Source organism: Hymenobacter artigasi (assembly GCF_012275535.1).
Taxonomy (GTDB): Bacteria; Bacteroidota; Bacteroidia; order Cytophagales; family Hymenobacteraceae; genus Hymenobacter; species Hymenobacter artigasi.
In genome coordinates this window covers 304,568-331,166 of the sequence record NZ_JAAVTK010000001.1, presented here as the reverse complement: position 1 = coordinate 331,166, position 26,599 = coordinate 304,568, and the positions used below count along the sequence as shown (strand labels likewise).

At 65.0% G+C, this 26,599-nt stretch carries 20 protein-coding genes; 8 read left to right on the top strand and 12 right to left on the bottom strand.

Annotated features, from left to right (window positions below; all coding sequences use genetic code 11):
• Nucleotides 1-58 precede the first annotated feature (58 nt).
• On the bottom strand, nt 59-2,614 hold the full coding sequence (gene uvrA / locus HBN54_RS01310) for an excinuclease ABC subunit UvrA (RefSeq protein WP_168671336.1): 2,556 nt from the start codon (nt 2,612-2,614) through the stop codon (nt 59-61).
• Between the two features lie 166 nt (nt 2,615-2,780).
• Between uvrA and HBN54_RS01305 the strand changes: the two genes are divergently transcribed.
• The gene (locus HBN54_RS01305) at nt 2,781-3,692 is read left to right on the top strand and encodes a hypothetical protein (protein ID WP_168671335.1); all 912 of its coding nucleotides are present in this window, start codon (nt 2,781-2,783) and stop codon (nt 3,690-3,692) included.
• A 92-nt stretch (nt 3,693-3,784) separates the two neighbouring features.
• A complete protein-coding gene (locus HBN54_RS01300; RefSeq protein WP_168671334.1) occupies nt 3,785-5,206 on the top strand; it encodes a hypothetical protein in 1,422 nt (473 codons plus the stop codon).
• Nucleotides 5,207-5,216: 10 nt separating this feature from the next.
• Here the strand turns inward: HBN54_RS01300 and HBN54_RS01295 are convergent, their stop codons facing one another.
• The 7 genes from HBN54_RS01295 to pxpB form a co-directional block, all read right to left on the bottom strand.
• Nucleotides 5,217-5,573: a hypothetical protein gene (locus HBN54_RS01295; RefSeq protein ID WP_168671333.1), complete on the bottom strand. Its 357-nt coding sequence runs from the start codon at nt 5,571-5,573 to the stop codon at nt 5,217-5,219.
• An 11-nt stretch (nt 5,574-5,584) separates the two neighbouring features.
• Nucleotides 5,585-7,102, bottom strand: a complete 1,518-nt coding sequence (locus tag HBN54_RS01290) for an NCS1 family nucleobase:cation symporter-1 (RefSeq protein ID WP_168671332.1) — start codon at nt 7,100-7,102, stop codon at nt 5,585-5,587.
• A gap of 342 nt (nt 7,103-7,444) precedes the next feature.
• Nucleotides 7,445-9,034 carry a glycerol-3-phosphate dehydrogenase/oxidase gene (locus tag HBN54_RS01285; RefSeq protein WP_235955337.1) on the bottom strand — a complete coding sequence of 530 codons (1,590 nt, stop codon included), beginning with the start codon at nt 9,032-9,034 and terminating at the stop codon, nt 7,445-7,447.
• Between the two features lie 185 nt (nt 9,035-9,219).
• Nucleotides 9,220-10,416, bottom strand: a complete 1,197-nt coding sequence (locus tag HBN54_RS01280; RefSeq protein WP_168671331.1) for an NRAMP family divalent metal transporter — start codon at nt 10,414-10,416, stop codon at nt 9,220-9,222.
• Nucleotides 10,413-11,195 carry a LamB/YcsF family protein gene (locus tag HBN54_RS01275; protein WP_168671330.1) on the bottom strand — a complete coding sequence of 261 codons (783 nt, stop codon included), beginning with the start codon at nt 11,193-11,195 and terminating at the stop codon, nt 10,413-10,415. The genes HBN54_RS01280 and HBN54_RS01275 overlap by 4 nt, the downstream gene beginning before the upstream one ends.
• 116 nt (nt 11,196-11,311) lie before the next feature.
• Nucleotides 11,312-12,316 (bottom strand): 5-oxoprolinase subunit C family protein, encoded by a 1,005-nt coding sequence (locus tag HBN54_RS01270; RefSeq protein ID WP_168671329.1) that lies wholly within the window; start codon nt 12,314-12,316, stop codon nt 11,312-11,314.
• A complete protein-coding gene (pxpB, locus tag HBN54_RS01265) occupies nt 12,313-13,056 on the bottom strand; it encodes a 5-oxoprolinase subunit PxpB (RefSeq protein WP_317170078.1) in 744 nt (247 codons plus the stop codon). Before pxpB ends, HBN54_RS01270 begins: the two co-directional genes overlap by 4 nt.
• Before the next feature lie 140 nt (nt 13,057-13,196).
• Here pxpB and HBN54_RS01260 point away from each other — a divergent pair, with 140 nt between their 5' ends.
• The 4 genes from HBN54_RS01260 (at nt 13,197) to HBN54_RS01245 (ending at nt 20,326) form a co-directional block, all read left to right on the top strand.
• Nucleotides 13,197-15,755 carry a M1 family aminopeptidase gene (locus HBN54_RS01260; protein ID WP_317170077.1) on the top strand — a complete coding sequence of 853 codons (2,559 nt, stop codon included), beginning with the start codon at nt 13,197-13,199 and terminating at the stop codon, nt 15,753-15,755.
• Between the two features lie 119 nt (nt 15,756-15,874).
• On the top strand, nt 15,875-17,314 hold the full coding sequence (locus HBN54_RS01255) for an amidohydrolase (protein ID WP_168671327.1): 1,440 nt from the start codon (nt 15,875-15,877) through the stop codon (nt 17,312-17,314).
• 266 nt (nt 17,315-17,580) lie between these two features.
• A complete protein-coding gene (locus tag HBN54_RS01250; protein ID WP_168671326.1) occupies nt 17,581-19,647 on the top strand; it encodes a S9 family peptidase in 2,067 nt (688 codons plus the stop codon).
• A gap of 190 nt (nt 19,648-19,837) precedes the next feature.
• Nucleotides 19,838-20,326, top strand: coding sequence for a peptide deformylase (locus tag HBN54_RS01245; protein WP_168671325.1), 489 nt, complete (start codon nt 19,838-19,840; stop codon nt 20,324-20,326).
• An 8-nt stretch (nt 20,327-20,334) separates the two neighbouring features.
• Here the strand turns inward: HBN54_RS01245 and HBN54_RS01240 are convergent, their stop codons facing one another.
• The 3 genes from HBN54_RS01240 to HBN54_RS01230 all read right to left on the bottom strand — a co-directional run bounded on the left by HBN54_RS01240 (nt 20,335) and on the right by HBN54_RS01230 (nt 23,526).
• On the bottom strand, nt 20,335-20,847 hold the full coding sequence (locus HBN54_RS01240) for a GNAT family N-acetyltransferase (RefSeq protein WP_168671324.1): 513 nt from the start codon (nt 20,845-20,847) through the stop codon (nt 20,335-20,337).
• 101 nt (nt 20,848-20,948) lie between these two features.
• Nucleotides 20,949-22,520 carry an ABC transporter permease/substrate-binding protein gene (locus HBN54_RS01235; protein ID WP_168671323.1) on the bottom strand — a complete coding sequence of 524 codons (1,572 nt, stop codon included), beginning with the start codon at nt 22,518-22,520 and terminating at the stop codon, nt 20,949-20,951.
• A 49-nt stretch (nt 22,521-22,569) separates the two neighbouring features.
• Nucleotides 22,570-23,526, bottom strand: coding sequence for an ABC transporter ATP-binding protein (locus tag HBN54_RS01230; RefSeq protein ID WP_168671322.1), 957 nt, complete (start codon nt 23,524-23,526; stop codon nt 22,570-22,572).
• 90 nt (nt 23,527-23,616) lie between these two features.
• Between HBN54_RS01230 and HBN54_RS01225 the strand changes: the two genes are divergently transcribed.
• Nucleotides 23,617-24,744 carry an alpha/beta fold hydrolase gene (locus HBN54_RS01225; RefSeq protein ID WP_168671321.1) on the top strand — a complete coding sequence of 376 codons (1,128 nt, stop codon included), beginning with the start codon at nt 23,617-23,619 and terminating at the stop codon, nt 24,742-24,744.
• A gap of 146 nt (nt 24,745-24,890) precedes the next feature.
• Here the strand turns inward: HBN54_RS01225 and HBN54_RS01220 are convergent, their stop codons facing one another.
• Nucleotides 24,891-25,247 (bottom strand): ASCH/PUA domain-containing protein, encoded by a 357-nt coding sequence (locus HBN54_RS01220; protein WP_210427896.1) that lies wholly within the window; start codon nt 25,245-25,247, stop codon nt 24,891-24,893.
• Between the two features lie 323 nt (nt 25,248-25,570).
• On the opposite strand from HBN54_RS01220, the gene HBN54_RS01215 reads away from it, so the two are divergent.
• Entirely contained in the window at nt 25,571-26,566 is a 996-nt protein-coding gene (locus tag HBN54_RS01215; protein ID WP_168671320.1) for a DUF1028 domain-containing protein, read from the top strand.
• Nucleotides 26,567-26,599: the final 33 nt, after the last annotated feature.

The window sequence follows — 26,599 nt, the reverse complement described above, 5'->3', positions numbered from 1 at the left end:
GGTTGGAAAGGGGCGGCACTGCCGTGTGGACCGGCAACCGCCGGCAAGATAGCCGCAATCACCGGAGAATGCCAGCCAATTGCGGTGCTAAAAACGCCCGCAGATACGGTGCCGTGCGGCTACCCTTGGCCAGGGCCACCGTGCGCGGCGGGCCGGCGGCTACCACGCGGCCGCCGTCTTCGCCCGCGCCGGGGCCGATGTCGATAACCCAGTCGGAGCCGGCTACTACGCGCATGTCGTGCTCCACCACGATGACCGTGTTGCCGGCTTCAACCAGCCCTTCGAGCTGTAGCATCAGCTTCTCAACATCCGAAGGGTGCAGGCCGGTGGTGGGCTCATCGAGCACGTAGAGCGTGTTGCCGCGCCCAATGCGCTGCAGCTCGGTGGCGAGCTTGATGCGCTGGGCCTCGCCGCCGCTGAGCTCGGTGGCGGGCTGGCCGAGGCGCAGGTAGCCCAGGCCCACTTCGCGCAGCACCGTGAGGGCGCGGAAAATGGCGGGCTCGTCGGCGAAGAACTCCCAGGCATCGTCCACGGTCAGGCCCAGCACCTCGGCGATGTTGCGGCCGTGGTACTGCACTTCGAGGGTTTTGGCGTTGTAGCGCGCGCCGTGGCAGACGGGACAGGGCGCGTACACGCTGGGTAAGAACAGCAGCTCAACCATCACGAAGCCTTCGCCGGCGCAGTTTTCGCAGCGGCCCTTGGCCACGTTGAAGGAGAAGCGGCCGGCATCGTAGCGGCGCTTTTTGGCCTCGGGCGTGGCGGCGAAGAGCTTGCGAACGTGGTCGAACAGGCCGGTGTAGGTGGCCATGTTGGAGCGCGGCGTGCGGCCAATGGGCTTTTGGTCGACGCGCACCAGGCGCTTGATGTTTTCCAGGCCAGCGGTGATGTGGCCGCCCAGCGTGACGGGTGCGGGCTGCGCCAGGGCGTCGGCTTCTTCTTCCTCGGGCGCGATTTCCTGGCCCAGGCTTTCGGCCACCAATTCTACCAACACCTGGCTCACGAGGCTGGATTTGCCCGAGCCCGATACGCCCGTAACGGTGGTGAACACGCCCAGCGGGAAGTCCACGGCCAGGTTTTCGAGGTTGTTGCGGGTCACGCCGGCCAGTTTCAGCCAGCCGGTGGGGGTGCGGGGCGGCGCTTCGGGCAGCGCGGGGGCATCGAAGAGAAACTGCCGCGTCTGCGATTCCCGCACGGATTTCAGGCCTTCGGGCGGGCCGCTGTAGAGTATTTGGCCGCCCTTCTCGCCGGCGGCCGGGCCCACGTCTACAAGCCAGTCGGCCTGGCGGATAACGTCCAAATCGTGCTCGACTACGAACAACGAGTTGCCAGCGCGTTGCAGGCCGGCCAGGGCCTGCAGAAGGGCCTCGGTATCGGCCGGGTGCAGGCCGGCGCTGGGCTCATCGAGCACGTACACCACGCCGAAGAGGTTGGAATAGAGCTGCGTAGCCAAGCGCAGGCGCTGCAATTCGCCGGGCGACAGCGTGGGCGTGCCGCGCTCCAGCGACAAATATCCCAAACCCAAATCGAGCAATACCGTGAGCCGCGCCGCTAAATCCTCGGCAATGCGCCGGGCCACGATGGCCTGCTCCGGATGCTCGGTATCGTGCTTTTGCCGGCTGGCCGTGCCCTCGGCAAAGGGCTGCAACAGCGCCGCCAGCCGCTTCAGGGGCAGGCGCGACATTTCGGCAATATCCAGCCCGGCAAACTTCACCGACAGCGACTCCACGCGCAGGCGCTTGCCGTGGCAGGTGGGGCAGTCGGAACCCAGCATGTACTGGGCCACCCGCTTCTTCATCAAGGCGCTTTGGGTGGTGGCGAAGGTGTGCAGCACATGCCGTTTCACGCCCGTGAACGTGCCCATGTAGTTGGGCTGCTCGCGGCGCTTGATGGCCCGCTGGGTCTGCTCGGGCGAGTAGCCGGGGTACACGGGCAGCACCGGCTGCTCATCGGTGAAGAGAATCCAGTCGCGGTCCTTTTGCGGCAAATCCTGCCAGGGCGTGTCCACATCATAGCCCATGCTCACCAGAATGTCGCGCTGGTTCTGGCCGCCCCAGGCCTGCGGCCAGGCCGCAATGGCCCGCTCCCGAATGGTAAGCGTGGGGTCGGGCACCATCGTCTGCTCCGTCACTTCATACACGCGGCCCAGGCCGTGGCAGGTGGGGCAGGCCCCCTCGGCGGTATTGGGCGAAAAGGCTTCGGCGTAGATGATGCCCTGGCCGGCCGGGTAGTCGCCGGCCCGCGAGTACAGCATTCGCAGCAAATTGGACAGCGTGGTGACCGAGCCCACCGACGAGCGGGTACTGGGCGCGCCGCGCTGCTGCTGCAGGGCCACGGCCGGCGGCAACCCCTCAATACTCGTCACTTCGGGCACTGCCATTTGGTGAAAAAGCCGGCGGGCGTAGGGCGACACCGACTCCAGGTAGCGGCGCTGGGCCTCGGCGTAGAGCGTGCCGAACGCCAGGCTGCTCTTGCCGGAGCCCGACACGCCGGTGAACACGACGAGGGCATCGCGGGGAATGTCGACATCGACGTTTTTGAGGTTGTGCTCGCGGGCCCCGCGCACGCGCACGAAACCGGCGAGATTAGTGGGGGAGGGGGAAGGAGTTGTTGGCATAATGGGAAAAAGCATCGCCGGAATCAGGCCGGCAACGCTGCTATACGCGGGCTGCGGCCTGGCAGGCCAACTATTGCCGCTTACGGAGTGGCTGGTGCCGCATTTGTTGCCCGGGGCGAAATCTCCGTAGCTTTAGCCGCACCTTTTCATAGCTATTTCCAATTCAATGCGTCTATTCTACTTCTGCCTGTGCTGCTGCCTGTTGCTGAGTGCGCCGGTTTTTGCCCAGTTTTCCCGCTCTATCGCCGAATTCAAGCGCGACCGCGCCCAGGAAACCCAGCTGCTGCGGACCCAACTGCTGCTGGTCGTGGTGAAGCAGGAGGACGAGAAGCAGTTGAAAAAGCTGGCCAAAAAGCCCGACGGCCTGCGGGCTTATCAACAATCTATTGCCTTGGGCAACGCGCTGCTAAAAGAGGTGGCCGGCCCGGGCTGGACGTTTTCCCCGAAGGTGGAATATAAGTCAGAAGCTGAGCTGGCGGCCTTGGTAGCGGCCAATACCGGCCAGCTCAACGTGCTTGATTTTGATGCGGTCGACTACCTCGATGCCCCGCCTCCCATGCGCCGCTATGGCGAGCCTGGCCCGGTACTAGCGGGGCACCGCGACGAATTGCTGAGCTTCCGCCTGCGCATATTCCTGAAGCAGATTGATTTTACAGTGCACAATGAGCCCCTACTCAATAACACGCCGAACCCGAGCGATGCACTGTACTGCGTGAAAATACTGGAGCAGTACGCCGCCGGGACTGGCCCGCAACGCGTGAAGTCGGGCAGCACGCCCCCTCTGTTGCTGTTGTGTCAGGACGACCGTGCGCCCGGCCTGACCGACGCGCAGATAAAGCAAGTCTATCCCTATTCGTATCAGTTCGTAGCGCGGCCTGAATATGAAAAAGCCGTGCACGAAGTCTCTCCGGGGGTCGCCTTCGTGCGGATGGCGTGGCAGGCTTACGGCACCATCTCGCCAATGGCTTATGCCTTGCCCGGCTTCGGCATCGTGAGCGGGGGCGACTTACACCGGCTAAAAGGCCCGCTGATTACGCTGCAGGATTTCAAAAGCTTTAAGAAAACGTTGTTGCGCTAGCGGCTGCCGCGCCGCCCGGCCCCTCGGTGGCTGCCGGGTCGGTAGTCCGGGAAATCGTGCCTAATCTTGAGGCTGCAATCGCCTTTCTTTCCGTGAAAACATTTCTACTCGCGGCACTGCTGGCCAGCACCAGCCTGGCCGCCCGCGCCCAAACCTACTATCTCGACCTGACCAACCAGGCCCTGACCCTGTCCGACAACACGCTGGGCGTGGAGAAGGTGGTGGACGGCCGCGCCGGACAGCCGCCCATCGGCATCGTGTATCGGGGGCTGAATGGAAAATCGGCCGCCGTGGCCTTCCGGCAGGGGCTGGAAACGGAGCTCACCAGCTTTCTGCAAATCCAGCTGCCGGTGCGGGCGGCGGGCGGGCATACCGTGGTGCTGTGCGTGCGCAGCCTGCACATTGGCGAAATCATGGGCGGCAAAAAGCAGCAGGCCATCGCGGAGCTGACGGCCGATGTGTACGAGCACCTTGCTGATGGCTACCACTTTGTGCGGGGCGTTGGGGCGCATGCCAGCGCCTACGGCTACGAAACCACCGGCCGCCACGCTGGCCACCTGACCCAGCTGCTGAGCCAGTGCCTGGGCCAGACCACCGATGCCGACTGGGCTACCGTGGCCCGGCAGCCGGCCCGCACCATGGCCCAGCTGCCGGCCGACGCTCCCGCTGCCCTGGGCACGGCCGGCCGGGGCGCGGCCATTCTGCGCGAAGCGCCGCGCCGGGGGCTATACTACCGGTTCGAGCATTTTCTGACCAACCGACCCGATACCGTTTCGCCTTTTCTTGTCGATACCATCCGTCGGCGCTACAAGAGCGCGCTGGCCGCAGCCCAGTGGCTGCGCGTGGCGCGGGTGCGGCCGCTGGCGGGCTCGGCCGCGCACCACGGCGGTGTGCCGCCCGACCTATGGGGTTTCTCGGATGGCCAGCAGGTATATGTGCTCCACGACAAGCAGTTTTTCCCGCTGATGCGTCAGGGGAGCTTTTTTACGTTCGTCGGCGAGGCGCTTGATGACCAATTGTACGCCGCCGCCCAAGCCCAGAGCCAGTCGAAGGGAATGATGATTGCCGGGGCGGTAGGGGCGGCCCTGGCCCAAACCTACATCCCCGACCACAGCGCCGAGCCCACAGCCTACGGGTTGGATATGCGCACCGGGGCCATTGCGCCCTACCCCGGCGCGCATACCTCGGTGCAGGCCGATACGGCCTACATCTACGTGTACCGCCCGGCCCAGGTCGCCGGCGCGCCCCCGCTCAAAGTTTATGTTGATGGCCACGAAATGGGTACCCTCGGCGCGGGGCAATATCTGGAGCTGCCCTGGGCGCGCTTCGGTAAACCTCTGCAGCTGTGCCTCGGCAGCTGGCCCGTGGCCAAGCCCTGCCAGTTTGTGGTGCCCAATGCTGTGCGCCTCAACTACCTGAAAGTGAATGAGCCCGCCGCCCCTCAACCCTGGCAGTGGATGACGCCGGCCCAGGGCTCGGCTGACCTCGACGAGCTGGACAAGCGCGCCAGATAGGTGGCTGGTTTTAGGTGGCTGTTGGGGTTGGGTTCAGCAGGGCCAGCACGGCCGCCGGGTCTGCTACTTCGATGATGAGCTGATGGTAGTCCTCATCGTGCAGGTCGATGATGACGGCGTGGTCGATGTTGGCCACGTCCCAGAAAATCTGCCGGCCTTCGAAGTAGAATGTGCCGGCCGTGAGCAGGCCCGGTACGTGGGTGCCCACGCGCCAGCCTTTCCAACAGCGGCCCACGGCTTCGGCGTCCTGCCGGGCCCCGCGAATGTGGGAGCGCGGGATGGTGAGCTGGCTTTTCAGGGCCCAGAGCTTGTGCATGCCCTGCACATTGAACACGACGACATCGCCCTGCGGCTTTACTTCTACCATGATGCGTGTTATTAAGTAATGGAAGAAAACTCCCCGGCCCGTACGCTGGCCGGAACCGTTGTTTCGGTGGGCTGCCTGCGCATCAGCAGCAAATAAACCGCCCCCGACACCCCAAAACCCACAAACCAGGCGTAGTTGTACACCGCTGCCAGCGCCGGCCACACCGCCCCCTTTTCCAGCACGCCAATGGCCGTGAGGAAGCCCGGCACATTGGGTAGCACCCCGATGACGAGGGCGATGATGGCGGCCGGGTTGAAGCCGCCCCGGTAGGCGTAGCGGCCGTGGTACTGGTACAAGTCGGGCAGGTCGAGCTGCTGCCGGCGGATGAGGTAGTAATCGACAATCATGATGCCGCCAATGGGCCCCAGCAGCCCGGAGTAGCCTACCAGCCAGGTGAAAATGTAGCCCGACGGGTCGGCAATGAGCTTCCAGGGAAATATCAGCATGCCCAGCACGCCGGTGATGTAGCCGCCGGTTTTGAAGCTGATGCGCTCGGGCGAGAAGTTGGCGAAGTCGTTGGCGGGGCTCACGATGTTGGCCGCGATGTTGGTGGCCAGCGTGCTCAGGGCCACGGCAATCATGGCGAAGCTCACCAACAGCTTGCTGTCGAAGCGGCCGGCCAGCACCACCGGGTCCCAGATGGTTTTGCCGTAGATGATGAACGTGGCCGACGTCACGACCACGCCCACGAACGAGAACAGGGTCATGGACGCGGGCAGAGCCAGCGCCTGCCCCAGCTGCTGCGCCCGCTGGCTGACGGCGTAGCGCGTGAAATCCGGAATATTGAGCGAGAGCGTGGCCCAAAAGCCCACCATGCCCGTGAGCGAGGGGAAAAAGAACGCCCAGAACTGCGCGCTTGTCGTGAATTTGCTCGGCTGCGCCAAAATCGGCCCCAGCCCATGCCCGGCCGAAATAGCCCACCACAGCAGCGCCAACGCCGCCAGCGGCAGGAAAAACGCCTTGAACACCAGCAGCTTACGAATGCTATCGACCCCGAGGTACACCACGTACATATTCAAGGCCCAGAACATGAGAAACACCAGCGCCGGCCCGGTAGCCAGGCCCCAGCTGGCCGGGAAAATGGCTGGCAGCGTGCCCAGCGCCGGCACCCACAGCACCGCCATCTGGTAGAGCGCGTAGCCGCCAATCCAGGTTTGAATGCCGAACCAGCCGCAGGCGATAATGGCCCGGAGCAGCGCCGGCACGTTGGCCCCGCGCACCCCAAAGCTGGCGCGGGCCAGCACCGGAAACGGGATGCCGTACTGCGCCCCCGCCCGGCCATTGAGCAGCATGGGGGCCAGCACAATGGTATTGCCGAGGAAGATGGTGAGCAGCGCCTGCCACCAGTTCATGCCGCCCTCGATGAGCGAGCTGGCCAGCATGTAGGTCGGAATGCACAGGCTCATGCTAATCCAGAGCGCGGCGTAGTGGCCCGTACCCCAGGTGCGCTCGGCAAAAGGCACCGGGGCCAAATCGAGGCTGGTAAGTCCGGGGGCGGGCGGGGAGGCGGTTTCCAGTGAAGGGCTCATGCGATTATCCGTAAAAAGGCCGGGCTAATGTAATCACCTAACCCATAAGAACATCATGTTGAGCGAGAACGTCATGTCGAGCGCCGCCGATACATCTCGCGTGCCGTCACAGCCAAGTAGAAATACCCGTATGCGATTCGGGCCTGCCGGTCCGACCGCCCTAGGCGGTCCGACCGGCTGAAGCACCCCCGATTTTGTCCTCACGACAACCGGTCAGACCGCCTAGGGCGGTCAGACCGGAGCTTACGGGTGCTTCTGCACAAGTGCCTGATTATTGGGTTGCTACTCCGAGCGAGATGTCTCAGCTGCGCTCGATATGACGTTCTATATTTTTCTGATTCATTAACTGGCCAACTGGTATCCCCGCGCCAGCTCCCCGAACGTCGCCACCTGCCCAGCCTGCCAGGCGGCATCGTGGCCCAGCTCCTGGGCCAGCAGCGCGGCCACGGTGGGGGCGGCGCGCAGGGCCGCAGCGGCGTCCAGAAACAGCAGGCGCACACGCCGGGCCAGCACGTCTTCCACGGTGCGGGCCAGCTCGTGGCGGGCGGCCCACACCACTTCGGCCAGTAAAAATTCAAATGCTGAATCCAGTTTCGCGCCCAGCGCCAGATTGTCGGCAATGAGTTGCAGGAGAGCCGGCTGGTCGCTGCCGTAGGCGGCTAAGTGGGCGGGGCCGGGAGTGTTTTCGGTTGATGAGGCCGCGCCGTGAATGGCCAGGTGCGCCGTGCGGCTGGCGGCGGCCGGCAGCTGGCGCAGTTTAATGGCCCGGTCGATGGTATCCTGGCCCATGCGGCGGTAGGTGGTCCACTTGCCGCCCGTGATGGTGACGAGGCCGCTGGCCGAAGCCACAATTTTGTGACTACGCGAAATTTCCTTGGTTTTGGTGGAGCCCGCAGTTGAGGCCGCCAGCGGGCGCAGGCCCACGAAGATGCTGCGCACGTCGGCGCGGGTAGGCGCACGGGTGAGGTACTGCGCGGCGGTGCGCAGCAGAAAGTCGATTTCGGCTTCCTGGGCGCGGGGCTCCAGGGTGGCGGTGGGCACGGGCGTATCGGTGGTGCCCAGCACAATGCGGCCCAGCCACGGCACGGCGAATAGCACGCGGCCATCGTCGGTGTGCGGAATCATGAGGGCCGCCGCGCCGGGCAGAAACGCCTGGTCCAGCACGAGGTGCACGCCCTGGCTGGGCTGCACCAGCGGCCGGGCTCTCGGCTCGTCAAGCTGCCGGATTTCATCCACGAAAATGCCGGTGGCATTTACCACGGTTTTCGCTTTTAACTCGTATTCGAGGCCGGTTTCGAGGTCGGTGGCGCGCACGCCGGTTACGCGGCCGGCGGCATCTTTCAGCAGGCCACGCACCGGGCAGTAGTTGAGGGCCGTGCCGCCGTGGTCGATGCATGTTTGGGCCAGGTTCACGGCCAGGCGGGCGTCGTCGAACTGGCCGTCGTGGTACAGCACGCCGCCGCGCAGGCCGGCCGGGTGCAGCGTGGGCAGCTGCCGCAGGGTTTCGGCCCGGTTCAGGTGCGTGGATTTGCCCAGGCTGAGGCGGCCGGCCAGCAGGTCGTACAGCTTCAGGCCGATGGTGTAGAACGGGCCGCCCCACCAGGTATAGTTCGGGATGATAAACGCCTGATTGTGGCACAGGTGCGGCGCATTCTGCAGCAGCAGTCCGCGCTCGTACAGCGCCTCGCGCACCAGCCCGATATCGCCCTGCGCGAGGTAGCGCACGCCGCCGTGCACCAGCTTGGTGCTGCGGCTGCTGGTGCCCTTGGCAAAATCGACCTGCTCCAGCAGCAGCGTTTTGTAGCCCCGGCTGAGGCCATCGAGCGCCACGCCCAGCCCCGTAGCGCCCCCGCCGATGACGATGAGGTCCCAGGTTGGAGTGGCTGTGAGCTGCTGGAGCAGGGTTTCGCGGCGGTAGGGGCTGGGCATCATGTAAGTTTATACGGCGCAGACGCGGGTCACCTCACCCCCGGCCCCTCTCCCGCGGAGAGGGGAGCCACGGCGGCGCGATGATATTGGCTAAAACAGGCCTCTGATATTAATTCAAGTATGTTTTAAGCAGAATTTCGTCAGGCTCCCCTCTCCGCGGGAGAGGGGTTGGGGGTGAGGTGACCCGCTCACCGCAGCATTCCGCTCACCTGCTCCACCAGCACGGGCACGCTCAGGCCGCCCATCACCAGCACGACTACCCAGCCGGCGGCCAGCATCCAGCGGGGGTGGTGGTAGGAGCCCATCAGGCGGCGGCTCGTGGCCGCTACCAGCACAATGCCCAGGGCGATGGGCAGAATCAGCCCGTTGATGGCCCCGGCGAAAATGAGCAGCTGTGTGGGCTTGCCGATGAATACGAAAATGCCCGTCGAAAGCACGATGAACACCGAGATGCAGGCCCGCTCGTACCGCGCAAAAACCGGGTGAAACGTCTTGAAAAACGATACTGACGTGTAGGCCGCGCCTACCACTGAGGAGATGGCCGCGCTCCACAAAATCACCCCGAACACCCGAAAGCCCACCTCACCCGCCGCCGCGCGGAATACGCCCGCCGCCGGGTTGTCGGCCTCCAGCACGGCCCCGTGGCTGAGCACGCCCACAATGGCCAGAAACAGCACAAACCGCATCACCGTGGAAATAACGATGCCACTCACGGCACTGCGCGTCACTTCCGCCTGGTTTTCAATGCCCTTGATGCCCGCATCGAGCAGTCGGTGCGCGCCCGAAAACGTGATGTAGCCGCCCACCGTGCCGCCCACAATCGTCACAATAGCGGCCGCGCTGATTTTCACCGGCAGCAGCGTGTGGTGCAGTGCCTGCAACAGGGGCGGGTGCGCGCTGAAGGCAATGCCCAGCGTGAGTAGAATCTTGACGGTGCCGAGAATCTTGGTGAAGCCGTCGAGCATCTTCCCGATTTCGCGCACCCAGAACAGTAGCAGCGCCACCCCGCAGCTAATGAGCGCCCCTTGCTCGTACGACATGCCCGTGAGCACATTCAGCCCTAGCCCGCAGCCCGCAATGTTGCCGATATTGAAGGCGAAGCCGCCCAGAATAACCAGCGCCGCCAGCAGGTAGCCCAGCCCCGGCAGCAGCCGGTTGGCCAGGTCCTGCGCCCGCAGCTCGCTCACCGTGAGGATGCGCCAGGTATTGAGCTGCGCGCCTACATCGAGCACCACCGAAATCAGAATGACAAACCCGAAGCTGGTGAGCAGCTGCTGGGTGAACACCGTGGTTTGGGTAAGAAAGCCCGGGCCGATGGACGAATTAGCCATCAGAAATGCCGCCCCCAGGCTGGCCCCGCCGAATGCGCGAAACTTCGGCTTCATCGGGCGCTTTTTGCGTTGGTGGCTTGCAGCTGCACGCCGGCGGCGCGTAGCTCCGTGTTCAGGCGCTGGGCAAATTCGAGGGCGTGGCCCCCGTCGCCGTGCAGGCACACGGTATCGGCCCGGATGGCCACGTCGGTGCCCTGCTGGGTGCGTACGCCGCCGCCCTGCACCATGCGCAGCACCTGCGCAATGGCAACGTTGGCATCGGTGATAAGGGCGTCGGGCTGGCGGCGCGGAGTGAGGGTGCCGTTGGCCTGGTACGTGCGGTCGGCAAAGACTTCGTGGGCGGTGTGCAGGCCCAGTTTCTCGCTGGCTTTGGTGAGCTCGGAGCCGGCCAGGCCGTAGAGCACCAACTCGGGCTGCACCTTGTACACGGCTTCGGCAATGGCGGTGGCCAGGGCGGCGTTGGTGGCGGCCATGTTGTAGAGCGCGCCGTGGGGCTTGAGGTGGTGGAGGCGGCCGCCCTCGGCCTTCGCCACGGCCTGAATGGCCCCCAACTGGTACACCGTCATATCAAAGGCTTCTTCGGGCGAAATGGCCATGTCGCGCCGGCCGAAGCCCACCAAATCGGGCAGGCCGGGGTGGGCCCCAATGGCCACGTTGTGCTGCAGCGCGGCCCGTACGGTGGCGCGCATCACGGCCGGGTCGCCGGCGTGGTAGCCGCAGGCAATGTTGGCCGAGGTGATGAAGGGCATGAGCGCAGCATCGTGGCCCAGGGTCCAGGCCCCGAAGCTTTCGCCCATGTCGCAGTTCAGGTCAACGGAGTGGGTTGGGGGCATAAGCAAGGGGAAGAGTTGAGCGGTGTAGAGACGCATCCTTGCGTCTCGTCGTTGAACGACTTGCGCCAGGACTTTTAACGCGTTACCGTTCAACGACGAGACGCAAGGATGCGTCTCTACGCCGTTCTGCAAATCGCGTCAATGCCCCGCCGCAGCGCCAGCAGCTGCCGTTCCTGCGCAAGGTACAGCGCCTGGGCCTCGTCCAACGCTACTTCCTCAAACCGCAGCTGCTGCCCCGGCCGTGCCTGCGCCAGCGCCGAAAAATCGGCACTGATAACCTGCGCCAGGCGCGGGTAGCCGCCGGTGGTCTGGTGGTCGGCCAGCAGCACAATGGGCTGCCCGCCGGCCGGTACCTGCACCGTGCCGAGCGTAACGGCGCTCGACAGCAGCTCCGTCGCGGCGGGCCGCTCGAGTTTCGGCCCCTGCAGGCGGTAGCCCATACGGTCGGCCGCAGGCGTGATGGCGAACGGCTCCCGCCAGAAAGCCCGCTGGCTTGCGGCCGAAAATTGCGCGTACTCCGGCCCGGGCACGGCGCGGATAATGGGCGCTGGCCGGGGCGTCGGGCACAGGGTCGGGTCGGGCGTGAAGCGGGCCTGTACCCAGGCCCTGCCGGGGCTAGCTAGGGACTGTGTGAGCCGTGTGCCGAGCGGCAAGGGCTCGCCCACTGGCAGCACATCGCCCGCCCGCAGTGCCCTGCCATCCAGCCCGCCGAAGCCGGCCCGCAAATACGTGGCGCGGCTGCCCAGCACCAGCGGCACGGCCACGCCACCCGCCACCGCCAGGTACACCCGGCACCCCGCCACGGCCGGCCCGAAAGCCAGCTCCGCGCCCGCCGCTACCCACACGGCGCGGTTTCGGCCCACCGGCTGCCCGTTGAGGGTGGGGGAGAGGTGCGCGCCGGTGAGGGCGATGAGGTGGTCGGTTTCGAAGAAGATTCTGGGGCCGAGCAGGGTGATTTCGAGTCCGGCGGCGGTTTCGGCATTGCCCACCAGCAGGTTGGCCACGCGCAGGGCCAGGGCATCCATCGCGCCGCTCACGATGATGCCATGCTGCTGGTAGCCGTAGCGGCCGAGGTCCTGCACGGTGGTGAGCAGGCCGGGACGGAGGATATGCAGACTCATGGCTGCGGCGGCTGAATTTCCGTAAACTCCGCCTCCGAAATAGCCACAAATCGCAGTTTTTGCCCCGCCCGCAGCCGGCTGGGCTGCTTCCATCCGGCATCGAACAGCGCCAGGGGCGTGCGGCCAATAAGCTGCCAGCCGCCCGGCGTGGGCAGCGAGTAAATCCCCGTTTGCGGCCCCGCGATGCCTACCGTGCCGGCTGGTACTAGTGGGCGCGGCTGCGGCCGGCGGGGCGTGGCCAGCCGCGCATCGAGCCCACCCAGGTAAGGGAAGCCGGGCGCGAAGCCAATCATATGCACCAGATATTCGGGGGCCGTGTGCAGGGCGATAACGGCCGCCGGACTCAGGCCGGTGTGTTGGGCTACGAAGGCCAAATCCGGCCCGAACGCGCCGCCGTAGCACACCGGGATTTCCACTATTTCGGTTTCTTCGGCGGCTTCAGCTTTTTCAGAAACCTGCAGTAGTTCGCGCAGCTGGGCCGCCACCCGCTCATAGGGCAGGTGCTGGCCGTTGCCGCTGGCCAGCCACGGGTCATAATACACGGTGAGCGTAGTGAAGGCGGGCACCACCTCGCGCAGGCCCGCAAACGGCTGCCGCAGCAGCCGGGCGCTGAAAGCCGCGATGGCCCGGTGCGTGGCCGCACTGATATCGTTGCCGAATTCCAGCACCACGGCCGCATCGCCCAGCGGGTACAGCCGCACGGGCAATGATATGGCAGACGGCGGCAGCACGGTACTCACGAAGCAGCGGTTACTTTTGAAGCTCTCAGCACTGGCCCATTCCAATGACATTTCGCTTTTGTAAATATGGCAGGGCCGGGGCGGTTCTGCTCGCACTGCTTGCCACCGGCTGCCACCGTGCGCCGATATTCAGCACGTCCGTGACCACCACGAAACCTGTGCTGCCCGCTGAGCCCACCGAGCCCGACCCGCCCGTGACCACTGGCGTTTCCGAAACGCTGGCCGTGGCACGCAAGTCCACCATCAGCGGCGTAGCCTACAACCTCAGCCTGAATGTTCCGGCGCTGAAAACGGAGCCCATCGAAGCCATTGAGCAGGTATCCTTCAATCTGAAGGACAATCGCCACCCGGTGCAGCTTGACTTTAAAGCGCCCACCGGCCACCTGCACAGCCTCGCCGTCAACGGCCAGCCCGTGGCCCTCGACCACCGCAACGAGCACCTCGTACTGCCCGCCGCCGCCCTGCGCCTGGGCCACAACGTGGCCGAAATCCATCTGCGGGCGGGCGAGCTGTCACTCAATCGCAACGATGAGTACCTCTACACGCTGCTCGTGCCTGACCGCGCCCGAACCGTCGTGCCCGTGTTCGACCAGCCCGACTTGAAGGCCACGTTCACGCTGGCTCTCACGGTGCCGAGGCTGTGGCAGGCGGTAGCCAATGCACCGCTGAATGACTCGACTGAGGCCACTCTCGATGGCAGAGTGCCAGGGTTTAAAACTTTTAATTTCGCCACTTCCGACAGCATCAGTACTTATCTGTTTTCCTTCGCGGCAGGCAAGTTCACGCGCATAAACCGCACGCTGAATGGCCGGGCCATGAGCTTCCTGCACCGCGAAACCGACCCCGCCAAGCTGCGGCTAAGCCTCGGCCCCATTTTCCAGCTGCACGCCGATGCGCTGACCTTTATGGAGCAGTATACCGGCCTGCCGTATCCGTTTCAAAAATTTGATTTCGTGGCTATTCCCGATTTTCAATACGGGGGCATGGAGCACGTCGGGGCCATTGATTACAAGGCCTCGACGCTGTTTCTGGACGAGGGCGCGACCCAGGACCAGGTGCTGGCCCGCTCGAACCTGACTTCGCACGAAACGGCGCACATGTGGTTCGGCGATTTGGTAACCATGCAGTGGTTCAACGACGTGTGGATGAAGGAGGTGTTTGCCAATTTCATGGCCGATAAAATCACGCAGGTGGCCGTCAAAAACTCGAACTACGACCTTAAGTTCGTCATCGACCACTACCCCGCCGCCTACGGCATCGACCGCACGGCCGGGGCCAACCCCATCCGCCAGCCGCTGGCCAATTTGCAGGACGCGGGTTCGCTCTACGGCAACATCATCTACCACAAAGCCCCCATCATGATGCGCCAGCTGGAGCGCCTGATGGGGCCCGAACCCTTCCGCGACGGCCTGCGCGAGTACCTTAAAACCTACGCCCACGGCAACGCCACCTGGCCCGACCTCATCAAAATCCTTGACGCCCGCACCCCCGCCGACCTGCAGGCCTGGAACCAGGTGTGGGTGAACCAGCCCGGCCGCCCCGTGTTCACCGCCGACCTGCAAACCCGCGCCGGCAAAATCACGCAGCTCGCCCTCACCCAGCGTGCCGAAGATGGCTCCGACCGCCTCTGGCCCCAGCTCTTTGAAGTGCTGCTGATGTACCCCGACGGCCACACCAAAGAACTGACCGTAAATATGAACGCGCGTACCGTGCCCATAGCCCAGGCCGTGGGCGAGTCCGCCCCGCGCCTCGTGCTCTACAACTCGTCGGGCCTGGGCTACGGCGTGTTTCCGGCCGCCCCGGCGCTGCCCGCGCAGCTTCCGAAGCTGAAAAACCCGGTGGCCCGCGCCGCCGCCTACGTCAACCTCTACGAGAACATGCTCAACGGCCAGGTTATCCGGCCGCTGGCGCTGCTCAGCGTGTACCGGCAAGCCCTCACCCTGGAGCCCGAGGAGTTGAATCTGAAGCTGCTCACGGGGCAGGCCAGCGCCATTTTCTGGCAGTTTCTCACGCCCGCCCAGCGGCAGGCCGTGGGGCCGGGGTTGGAGAAGGACCTGTGGGCGGCATTGCAGAAAAACCCCTCGGTCAATTCCCAGAAGCTGCTTTTCAAAACCTACCAGTCCGTGGCGCTCAGCCAGCCGGCGCAGGCCCGCCTCTACCACATCTGGCAAACCGAAAAAGCACCCGCCCGCGTGAAACTGACCGAGGACGACTACACCGCCCTGGCCTTGGCGCTGGCCGTGCGCGACTATCCGGCCCCCGCGCCTATTCTGCCCCAGCAGCTGGCCCGCATCAAAAACCCCGACCGCCGCCAACGCCTCGAATTCCTGATGCCTGCCCTTTCGCCCGACGGGGCTACCCGCGACGCTTTTTTTGCCTCGCTGAAAGACAAAGCCGGCCGCGCCAAAGAGGCCTGGGTCACGGCCGCGCTCGGCTACCTGCACCACCCGCTGCGCCAGGCCACTTCGGAGAAATACCTGCCCGCCAGCCTGGATTTGCTCCAGGAAATCCAGCTCACCGGCGATATTTTCTTTCCCTACGGCTGGCTGCAGGCTTCGCTGGGCAGCTACCAATCGGCCACGGCCGCCGCCACGGTGCGGGCCTTTCTGGCCGCGCATCCGGACTACAACCCGCAGCTGCGCGCCAAGCTGCTGCAAGCGAGCGACGACCTGCTGCGGGCCGAGAAGCTGGCGCGGTAAAGCCGGCCGGCGCGGATGCCTCCGACCCAATTAATTGCGCTGGCTGGGGCCAGCTACTGCCGGAAAGCTCAGAATTGGATAACCAGTTAAAAGTTAGCGTACTTCGCCCCATGCATTCGATGAAAAAATACACGACCCTGACCCTGTTGAGCGTCGGGCTGCTGGTGGCCTTCCGCCCGGCCCTGCCGCCCACCGAAGCCCTCAAAACCGAGGCCCTGCAGGACCTGCAGGCCCACTACGCCGAGTACCAGCAAGTGGCGCAGCGCATCTGGGGCTTTGCCGAGATGGGCTACAAGGAAACCAAAAGCTCGGCGCTGCTGCAGGAAACCTTGCGCAAAAACGGCTTTACGGTGCAGGCCGGCGTGGCCGACATCCCCACGGCGTTTGTGGCCACCTACGGCAGCGGCCAGCCGGTTATCGGCATCCTGGCCGAATACGATGCGCTGCCGGGGCTGGCCCAAAATGCCGTGGCCGATAAGTCGCCCATTGCCGGGCAGAACGCGGGCCACGGCTGCGGCCACAACCTTTTCGGTACGGCCAGCGTGGCGGCCGGCATCGAAATCAAAAAGCTGCTGAAGGAAGGCAAGCTGCACGGCACCGTGAAGGTGTATGGCTGCCCGGCCGAGGAAGGTGGCAGCGGCAAAGTGTACCTGGTGCGGGCCGGCCTGTTCAACGACGTGGATGCCGTGCTGCACTGGCACCCCGGCAGCGAAAACGCCACCATGGTGGGCAAGTACATCGCCAATTCATCAGCCAAATTCCGGTTTCACGGCGTGGCCGCGCACGCCGCCGCCGCGCCCGAGCGGGGCCGCAGTGCCCTCGACGGCGTAGAAGCCATGGACAACATGGTAAACATGATGCGCGAGCATGTGCCCCAGGAAACCCGCATTCACTACGTCATCACCAACGGCGGCAAGGCCCCCAACGTGGTGCCCGACTTCGCCGAGGTGTATTACTACGTGCGCCACCCCAACCGCGCCGAGGTAGAGGCCGTGTTTGCCCGCGTGGTGAAAGCCGCCGAGGGCGCCGCCCTGGGCACCGGCACCACCATGGACTACGAAATCATTGGCGGCACGCACGATTTGCTTATCAACGAAACCCTGGCCCACACCCTGCAGCGCAATCTGGAGCAGGTGGGCGGCGTGAGCTACACCGCCGAGGAAGCCGCTTTCGGCCAGAAAATTCAGGCGTCGTTGGGGGCACCCGCGCCGCCCGTGGCCCAGGCCGCCGAAGTATCGCCCTACCTGCTGCGCGACCTCGGCGGCAGCTCCGACGTGGGCGACGTGAGCTACGTGGTGCCCACCGTAGGCCTGCTGGCCGCCACCTGGATTCCCGGCACGCCCGCCCACAGCTGGCAGGCCGTGGCGTGCAGCGGCAAGGAAATCGGCAGCAAAGGCATGATGGTAGCCGCCAAAACCATGGCCCTCACGGCCATCGACCTGTTCAGCGATGCCGAATTGGTGGCCAAGGCGAAAGCCGAGCTGAAGCAGAAGGTGGGCAGCTACGTGTACAAGCCGTTGCTGGGCGACCGCAAGCCAGCGCTGAACTACCGCGACTGATAACTGAATCAAAAAGGACGTTCTGCTGAACGCAGTGAAGCATCTCTACCGCTTCGTTCACCCATCAACCTCACCCCCGGCCCCTCTCCTGCGGAGAGGGGAGCCAGACGATTCTAAAATTGAGCATTTCCGGTGCCCCCTCTCCACAGGAGAGGGGGTCAGGGGGTGAGGTGAACGTCAGGCGAAGCGGTAGAGATGCTTCGACAAGCTCAGCATGACGTTCTTTTTGTAATTTGTTTCAGTACGTTCCAATCAAATTTCATCCCATGAAAAACCTCTCCTCCTGGCACCTGGCCCTGCTGTGGCTGCTGCTGCTGCCCACGGCCGCCCTGCAGGCCCAGCAGCGGCCATTTGAGTTGGGCGACCTGGCCAAAATGACCGGCCTCGCCGACCCGCAGTTCTCGCCCGATGGCAAGAGCATTGCCCTGGTCGTGACCACGCCCGACTACGCCGAAGACCGGTTCCTGACCAGCCTGCTGCTGGTGAACACCGCCACCGGCGAGCAGCGCACCCTGCAAACCGGCCGTTCCGGCCTCACGCAGCCGCGCTGGTCGCCCAACGGGCAGGAGCTGGCCTTTCTGGTGAAGACCGGGATGGGGAAAGATTCGGTGCCGCAGCTCTTTGTGCAGGACTTGCGCGGGGGCGAGCCGCGTCGCATCACCAATGCCCGCAAGGGCGTGCAGCACTACGCCTGGCGGCCCGACGGCGGCGCGCTGGCCTACGTGACCGCCGACAAGCCCAGCAACGTGGCTGGTCCGCCCGATAAGGGCTACGACGCTTTCGAAGTAGGCAACAACGACCTGTTTCTGGGCGCGGCTCCCACGGTTTCGCACATCTGGCTGGTGCCAGCCGGCGGCGGCGCGGCCACGCGCCTCACCTCCGGCACCTGGAGCCTGCCGGTGACCATTCCGCCCGGCGCGCCCTCGTCGCCGCTCTCGTGGAGCGCCGATGGCAAGTTGCTGACCTTCGTGCAGGTGCCTGGCGCGTATTCCGGCGACGGCAACCGGCGCACCGTGCAGGTGCTGAACGTGGCCGATGGCACGGTGCGCCCCCTCACCGGCCGCCCGATGCTGGAGGGCTACCCCACCTTCTCGCCCGATGGCAGCCAGCTTTCCTACTGGTACCCGCGCCAGGGCAACACCAACAACATCAACGAGATTTGGGTGACTCCCACGGCTGGCGGCGAAGGTCGTAACCTGACCCCGGCCCTCGACCGCGACGTGTTTCGCACCATCTGGATGCCCGATGGCAAGAACCTGCTGCTGGGCGGGCTCGATGGCAACCATACCGCTTTGTGGCTGCAGCCGTTGAAGGGCGGCGCGGCCCGCAAGCTCAACCTGGGCTCCATCAGCCCGAACTGGTCGTTTTGGGTCGACGTGGCCGTGAGCCGCACCGGGGCGCTGGCCTTTATCGGCACCGACCCCGGCCACCCGGCCGAGCTCTACTACATGGCCTCGCCCACAGCGAAGCCCAGGGCGCTTACTGATTTTCATAAGGAAGTGCGCGGCCTGCAGCTTGGCAAAGCCCAGACCCTCACTTGGCAGTCGGATGGCGTGATGAATGACGGGGAACTGACCTACCCCGCCAACTACACGCCCGGCAAAACCTACCCGCTGGTACTCGTCATCCACGGCGGGCCCACGGCAGCATCCACGGCCACGTTTTCAGCCCAGGCCCAGCTGTTTGCAGGGCGCGGCTACTTCGTGTTCGAGCCCAACTACCGGGGCAGCGACAACCTCGGCAACGCCTACAAAGCCGCGATTTCCCAGGACGCGGGTGCTGGCCCCGGCCGCGACGTGATGGCCGGGCTGGCCCAGCTCAAGCGCGGCGGCATGATTGATACCAACCGCATTGGCGTAAGCGGCTGGAGCTACGGCGGCTATATGACGGTGTGGCTGTTGGGCCACTACCCCACGCAGTGGAAAGCTGCCGTGGCCGGCGCGGCCGTCACCGACTGGCTCGACCAGTACAACCTGGGCGACTCCAACGTGCAGCGCGCTGCCGCCATCGGCCCCTCGCCCTGGCTGAGCGAAGCCAACTACCAGAACTACCGCGAACAGTCGCCCATCACACTGGCTGGCCGCATCCGCACGCCCACCCTCATCCTGGCCAACACCGCCGACCCGCGCGTGCCCGTTACGCAGTCGTACAAGCTGTTTCATGCCCTGAAAGACAACGGCGTGGTCACGAAGTTCATTGCCTGGCCCGTGCCCGCCCACAACGCCAGCGACCCCGTGCGCCAGCGCGAGCGCAACCGCTTCTGGCTGGAATGGATGGACACTTACCTGCAGCCCGGCAAGATGGCGGAGGCCGGGAAATCGGGTTCGAACTGATGGGGTGAGCCCATTGATTTGTTGAACGACACTGCCCGTTGTCATGCCGAGCGCAGCCGAGGCATCTTGCGGGTGGTAGTAATCCAACCGATTGAGTTACTGCCACACGCGAGATGCCTCGGTTGCGCTCGGCATGACGTGCTGTTTTCGGTGTTCTTTAAGTTCGGTTTCAAATCCCATCTCAACCCCCATGAAAACCCTCGCCGACATGGTGCTGCTGGGCGACCCGCGCCTCTACGAAGTGTGTGAACCCGTAGCCGAAGCCGACCTGCCCCAGGTAGCCGGCTGGGTGGCCGACCTACACAACGTGATGCAGGAAGTGCGGGCCAAATACCACTTCGGCCGGGGCATCGCCGCCCCGCAGCTCGGTATCATGAAGCGGCTGGTGTATCTGCACCTCGACGGCCAGCCCATCGTGCTGCTCAATCCGGAGCTCAGCGATTTGAGCCCCGAGCTATTCGAAATGTGGGACGACTGCATGTGCTTCCCCAACCTGCTGGTGCGGGTGCAGCGGCACGCGGCCCTCACCGTGACGTACCGCGACGCGCACTGGCAGCCGCAAAGCTGGGCCGTGCAGGGCGCGGTCTCGGAGCTGCTCCAGCACGAATGTGACCACCTCGACGGCGTGCTCTGCACCATGCGGGCGCTGGATGCGCAGGCGTTCCGCTGGCGGCCCTGAGTGGGGAGCTATGCCAGTGACTTTTCCAGCACCAGCAGCACCAGCGGCTGCTTCGGAATGCCGTAGCGCGGGTCCGTGGGGAAGGGCTCGGTAGCGCCGGTGAGGTGGTAGCCGCGCCGCTCGTAGTAGGCAATGAGCTCGGCGCGAACCGAAATTACGGTCATTTTGCTGGTAGTGCAGCCGTGTTGGCGGCCGTAGTCCTCGGCGGCTTCAAGCAGAAAGCGGCCCACACCCTGGGTTTGCAGCGCGGGGGTTACGGCTAGCATGCCGAGGTACACCACGGGGCCTTTCACCTGGGCGTGGAAGCTGCCCAGCAGTTCGCCGGCCTCGTTGCGGGCCAGCAGCATGGCGGCCCCGGGCAGGGCCAGCATCTCGGCCACGCCGGCTTCGTCGATGCGCTGCCCGTCGAGCAAGTCGGCTTCGGTGGTCCAGCCCTGGCGGGCGGTTTCGCCCCGGTAGGCCGCGTTGACGTGGCGGGCGAGGCGGGGGGCATCGGCGGGGGTAGCGGTGGCGAGTTTCATGGGGCGAAAGTACCAGCCCGTCTGTCATCCCCTGGGACTATACAGCTACGCCGACCTTCGGTTCGCCAGCTCAGGATGACAGACGTTCCAATTACCCCGCGCTACTTCTGCAGATACCCGCTCAAATCCGACACGCTCATGATGCCCAGTTCCTGCGCCTGCTGCCCGCGCATCAGCAAAGCATAGGTATTGTTGAAGCCCAGCGGGGCCAGCCACTCCAGCCCGAAGCGGCGGCGGAACTCGGCGCGCACGTAGCTCAGCACCGCCGCCGGCCGCCCGCCCAGCGAGTCGACCACCGCCGGCCGGGGCTGCAGCAGCACCAGCAGGCCCGTGCCGGTGTATTCCGGGTACATATCAATGGCCCCGCTGCGCAGGGCCTCGAAGCAGATGGTGGTGCCGCCCAGGCCGGTTTTGGTTTCCACGGCCAGGTCGGTATTGCCCCTGATTAGGCTGGCGTAGAGCTCGGCCAGAATGTACTGCTCGGCAAAAATCTTCGAGCCCAGCTTTACTACGGATGCGCCCGCCACGGTTGGGCGCGGGGCCGTCCACATCCCGCGCCGGCGCAGAAAGGCTTCGGCAATGGCTTTGGGGTCCTGGTGCAGGTAGTCGGCTCGGTAGTTCAGGTCGGTCATTACCGAGTCCGAAATCTGGTTGTCCAGCTTCGCCAAAACGGCTCCCAGCTCGGGGTGCTCGCGCAGCAGGGCGGGGCGGACGACCGGCACGGCGTAGTAGGGCGGAAACACGCGGCGGTTGTCGCGCAGCACGCGCAGGCCGTAGGCCCGAATGCGGCCGTCGGTGCTGTAACCGTCAATCACATCCACGTTGGCGTTGCGGGCGGCCTCGTACACCAGCGCGGGGGCCAGCACCACGCTGGGCAGGTGCGTGAGGCCGTAGCTTTTGGTGAGGCCGGGGAGGCCATCGGCCCGGCCCACAAACTCGGGGCTGAAGCCGGCCAGCAGCTTGCCCGTGGCGCGGGGCAGCAGGTACAGCCCGCCCAGCAGCGGCAGCGCCACCAGCAGCGCGGCCCCCACCTGGCCCAGGCGGGCGGTGCTCAGCTTTTGCACGCCGCCCAGCAGCGCATCGAAGGCCAGGGCCAGCGCGGCGGCGGGCAATGCGCCGGCCAGTATCATCACCGGATTATTGAGGGCGATGCCGCCGAAGATGAACTCGCCCAGCCCGCCGGCCGCCACGTAGGCCGCCAGCGTGGCCACACCTACGTTGATAACGGTGGCCGTGCGAATACCGGCCATGAGCACCGGCAGCGCCAGTGGCAGTTCCACCCGGCGCAGCACCTGCCCATCCGTCAGGCCCAGGCCCCGGGCGGCTTCCACCACGGCCGGCGGCACCCCCCGGATGCCCGCCAGCGTGTTGCGAATAATGGGTAGCAGCGAATACAGAAACAGCGCAAAAATGGCGGGCTTCGGCCCAATGCCCAGCACCGGAATCAGAAAGCCGAGCAGGGCGATGCTAGGCACCGTTTGGAGCACGCCGGCCACGCCCAGTACGGCCGGGGCCCAGCGCGGCCGGCGCGACAAAAACAGCCCCAGCGGCACGCCCAGCAGCACACCGAGCAGCAGCGAGCCCGCCGTGAGGCCGATGTGCTGCACCGTTTGCTCGCCGAGCTTGCCGGCCTGCTCGTGCCAGAAAGTGAAGAGGGCCGTTAGCGTTTCCATGGGCAAAAGGGGAGCGGGGAGTGGGAAGCAGGGAGTGGGCGCGGGGGGCTTAGCGTTTCCATGCGTCCTCCTCCCGTTGTAAAGCTTCGCCAAAACCCGCCATGAGCTGGGCCACCGTGAAAGGCGCTGCCGCTGCTGCTGGGCCAGTCAGGGCTTCCAGCGCTTCGTGCACGGTGGTTCCGGCGCGGAAAGCGGCTTTTGGCCCTTCGGCTTCATTAGCCTCAAAAACATCGCCCAACGTGAGCGTGCGTAGCTGCAAAGCCAGCCGCTCGGCCGCGAAAAATCGGCGTACGAAGTCGTTGGCGGGCCGAAACAGCAGCTCGCGCGGCGTGCCCAGCTGCTGAATCTGGCCGGCATCGAGCAGCATAATGCGGTCGGCCAGCTCGAAAGCTTCGGTCACGTCGTGGGTCACGAGCACCATCGTTTTGCTGCGCAACTCCTCCAGCTCCCGAAACTCGTGCCGAATGCTGGCCCGCGTCACCGGGTCGAGGGCCCCAAAGGGCTCATCGAGCAGGATGATGGGCGGGTCGGCGGCTAGGGCGCGGGCCAGTCCCACGCGCTGCTGCTGCCCGCCCGAGAGCTGGTGCGGGTACTGCCCGGCGTAGCGCGCGGCCGGCAAATGCAGCCGCGTGAGCAGCGCCTTGGTGCGCGCCACAATGGCCGCCGGGGCGTGGCCCAGCAGGCGCGGCACCACGGCCACGTTCTCGGCCACGGTGTAGTGCGGCAGCAGCCCCACCTGCTGAATAACGTAGCCAATGCCGCGCCGCAGCACTTCGGGCCGCTGGCTGAGCACATCCTGGCCGTTGATTTCGATGCGGCCGCCATCGGGCTCAATCAGGCGGTTGAGCATTTTGAGCAGCGTGGTTTTGCCGCAGCCGCTGGGGCCCAGCAGTACCAGCGTTTCGCCGGCGGCTACCGCAAACGACACGTCCTGCACCACCGCGTGCGCCCCAAACGCCTTGCGCAAATGCGATACTTGAATGACGGGCGGCGGGATTTGGGGCATAAAGTAGCGGCGGCGAAGGAGCAAGGTAAACCCGCGGCGCTCCATTGGGTTACAGCTACCGGCGACTGTTCGCCGCTTTTTTGCTGCTCTATGCGCAACTCGTTCCGGTCTTTGCTATTGCTTGCTGCCCTGCTGGGGGCGGCCCCCGCCGCGCTTCGCGCCCAGGATGAGCCCGCCGCGCCGCGCCCCGACCGCACGCCGCCCCACGTCTTCACCATCCCAAATTTCCGGACCGAAAGCGGGACCACGCTGCCCCAGGCCCGCGTGGTGTACGGCACCTACGGCCACCTCAACGCCGCCCACGACAACGCCATCCTGCTGCCCTCGCACTACATGGCCGACCGCCACGGCTACGAGTGGCTAATGGGCCCGGGCAAGGCCCTCGATACTACTAAAGTATTCCTGGTCACCAGTGAGCTGTTCGGCAACGGCCATTCCTCGTCGCCCAGCAACACGCCGGAGCCCTTCCACGGCCCGCGCTTCCCCGTTATGACCATCCGCGACAACGTGGCGGCTGTGCATCAGCTGCTGGTCAATGAATTGAAAATAAACCACCTGCGGGCCATCATCGGCTTTTCGATGGGCGCTCAGCAGGCCTTTCAGTGGGCCGTGAACTACCCCACCTTCGCCGACCGCCTCGTGGCCACCTCGGGCACCGCCAAAACTTATCCCCACGGCATCGTGCGCCTCGAAGGCCAGATTGCCGCCCTCACCGCCGATGCCGCTTTCCAGAATGGCGACTACACCGCGCCGCCCACCAAGGGCATTGAAGCCTTCGCCGTGGTCTGGACGGCCTGGCTCTACTCGCAGGAATGGTGGCGGCTGGAGCTCTGGAAAGCCGACAACAAGCCCGGCACCACCTTCGAGCAGGTGCTGCACGAGTACCGCACGCACTTCATCCCCGGCGCCGACGCCAACGACCTCATTTTGCAGATGCGGACCTGGGAATCGAACAACGTGGGGGCCACGCCCGGCTTCGGCGGCGACGTGGAAAAGGCCCTCCGCAGCATCAAAGCGCCCATACTCTACATGCCTTCGGCCACGGATATGTACTTCCCGCTCACCGATGCCCGCTACGAAGCCGCCTTCATCCCGGGCGTGGTGCTCAAGCCCATTCCGTCGCTGTGGGGGCACACCGCCGGGGCCGCTCCCAACCCCGCCGACTCGAAATTCCTCAACGATAATATCAAGCAGTTCCTGTCCGCGCCGCGCCGCTAGGGGCGCAGCTGGAAAAGAGCCCGAACGGTCATGCTGAGCCTGTCGAAGCATCTCTACCGCTTCGTTTGAACCGTTGCAACGAAGCAGTAGAGATGCTTCGACAGGCTCAGCATGACGTTTTTTCTTTGTTCTTACTCAGGCCAGCCCTACCAGAGCCGAATATCCGTCATGCCCGCCGGAATGGGCGGCTGGTTGCTGAAACCCAGCACACACCAGTCGGCCTCCACGCCGAAGTTGCCGCCTTGCAGCACGTAGCTCACCCAGCGGGTAATGGTGCGGCCGGTGTGGTCGTTGGCTTCGGGGTCGAACTCGCGCAGCAGCAGCACATCGCCCACCTGAAAATCCTCGTGGTTGCGGCGCACGTCGAAGGGCTTGGAGCCCGCTCGCACCGCCGCGAAGCAGTCGGGCCACAGCGGCAGCTCGTGGGTATGCATGTGGGTAGGGTCGGAGGCGTGAAACTGGGGGGCGAAAGCCTCGGAAATCAGGTTTGGGGACGTAGTCATATAATTGTGATGCTAAATAAGGTAAGCTGCTCCCGGCCGGAGGGCCAGCAGCTGGCCCGCTGCGGTGAGGGGCGGAATTTTATCAAGATAATGAATAATGGCGGGCCAGGGGGCAGTAACAACAAGAAAATCAGTGCAGTTCCAACGCTTCGCGCGCTGTTTTTCCCAAGCCGGTGTGGCTCGGCCCAGTCGGTGCGGAATGCAAAAACCCACTATCTGACTATTTAAATCGTTTGGGGTCGGAGCCTGGTGCGCGAATTCCTGCCACCTTTCGCCAGCCGAGTTGTCCTTTTGTGAATTCAATCATTTTCTCTTCCCTGCTCATGCGCTTTCAGTACCTGCTATCCTCGTTGCTGCTTCTGTTGCTGGTCGGCCGGCCCGCCGCCGCCCAGATGTATTCCCGCACCGACCCCTTTGCGCACACCTTCAGCATCGTGGCCCGCGACCCGGCCACCGGCGAAATGGCCGTGGCCGTGCAAAGCCACTGGTTTTCGGTGGGCACCTCGGTGAGCTGGGCCGAGGCCGGCGTGGGCGCGGTGGCCACGCAGTCCTTCACCAATAAGTCCTTCGGCCTACGCGGCCTGGCCCTCCTCAAAAGCGGCAAAACGGCCCAGCAGGCGCTCGATGAGCTATTGAGCAACGACGACGGCCGCGACGTGCGCCAGGTGGCCATTCTCGACAACCAGGGCCGCGTGGCCACCCACACCGGCAAAAAATGCGTTGATATGGCCGGCCATCAGCAAGGCAACCAGTTTTCGGTGCAGGCCAACATGATGCTTTCGGATAAGGTGTGGCCCGCCATGGCCGCCGCCTACGAAGCCAATGCCAAGCTGCCCCTGGCCGAGCGTGTGCTGGCCGCCCTCGATGCCGCCCAGGCCGCTGGCGGCGACGTACGCGGCCGGCAGTCGGCCGCCCTATTGGTGGTGCGCGGCACCGCCACCGAAGGCCCCTGGGCCGACCGCCTCATCGACCTGCGCGTGGACGACAGTGCCGCCCCGCTGCCCGAGCTGCACCGCCTGCTCAGCCTCAACCGCGCCTACGACCACATGAACGCCGGCGACCTGGCCGTGGAAAAAAACGACATGCCGAAAGCCATTCAGGAGTATCAGGCCGCCGAAAAAATGTTCCCCCAGAACTTGGAAATGAAGTACTGGCACGCCATAACGCTGGCCAACAAGCAGCAGGTGCCCGCCGCGCTGGCCCTGCTCCGCCCCATTTTCAAGCAGGAGCCCAACTGGCGCACCCTCACCCAGCGCCTGCCCAAAGTGGGCCTGCTCACGGTAACCGATGCCGAGCTGAAGCAGATTCTGGCGCTGTAGACTAACACGTCATGTCTCGGCTGCGCTCGACAT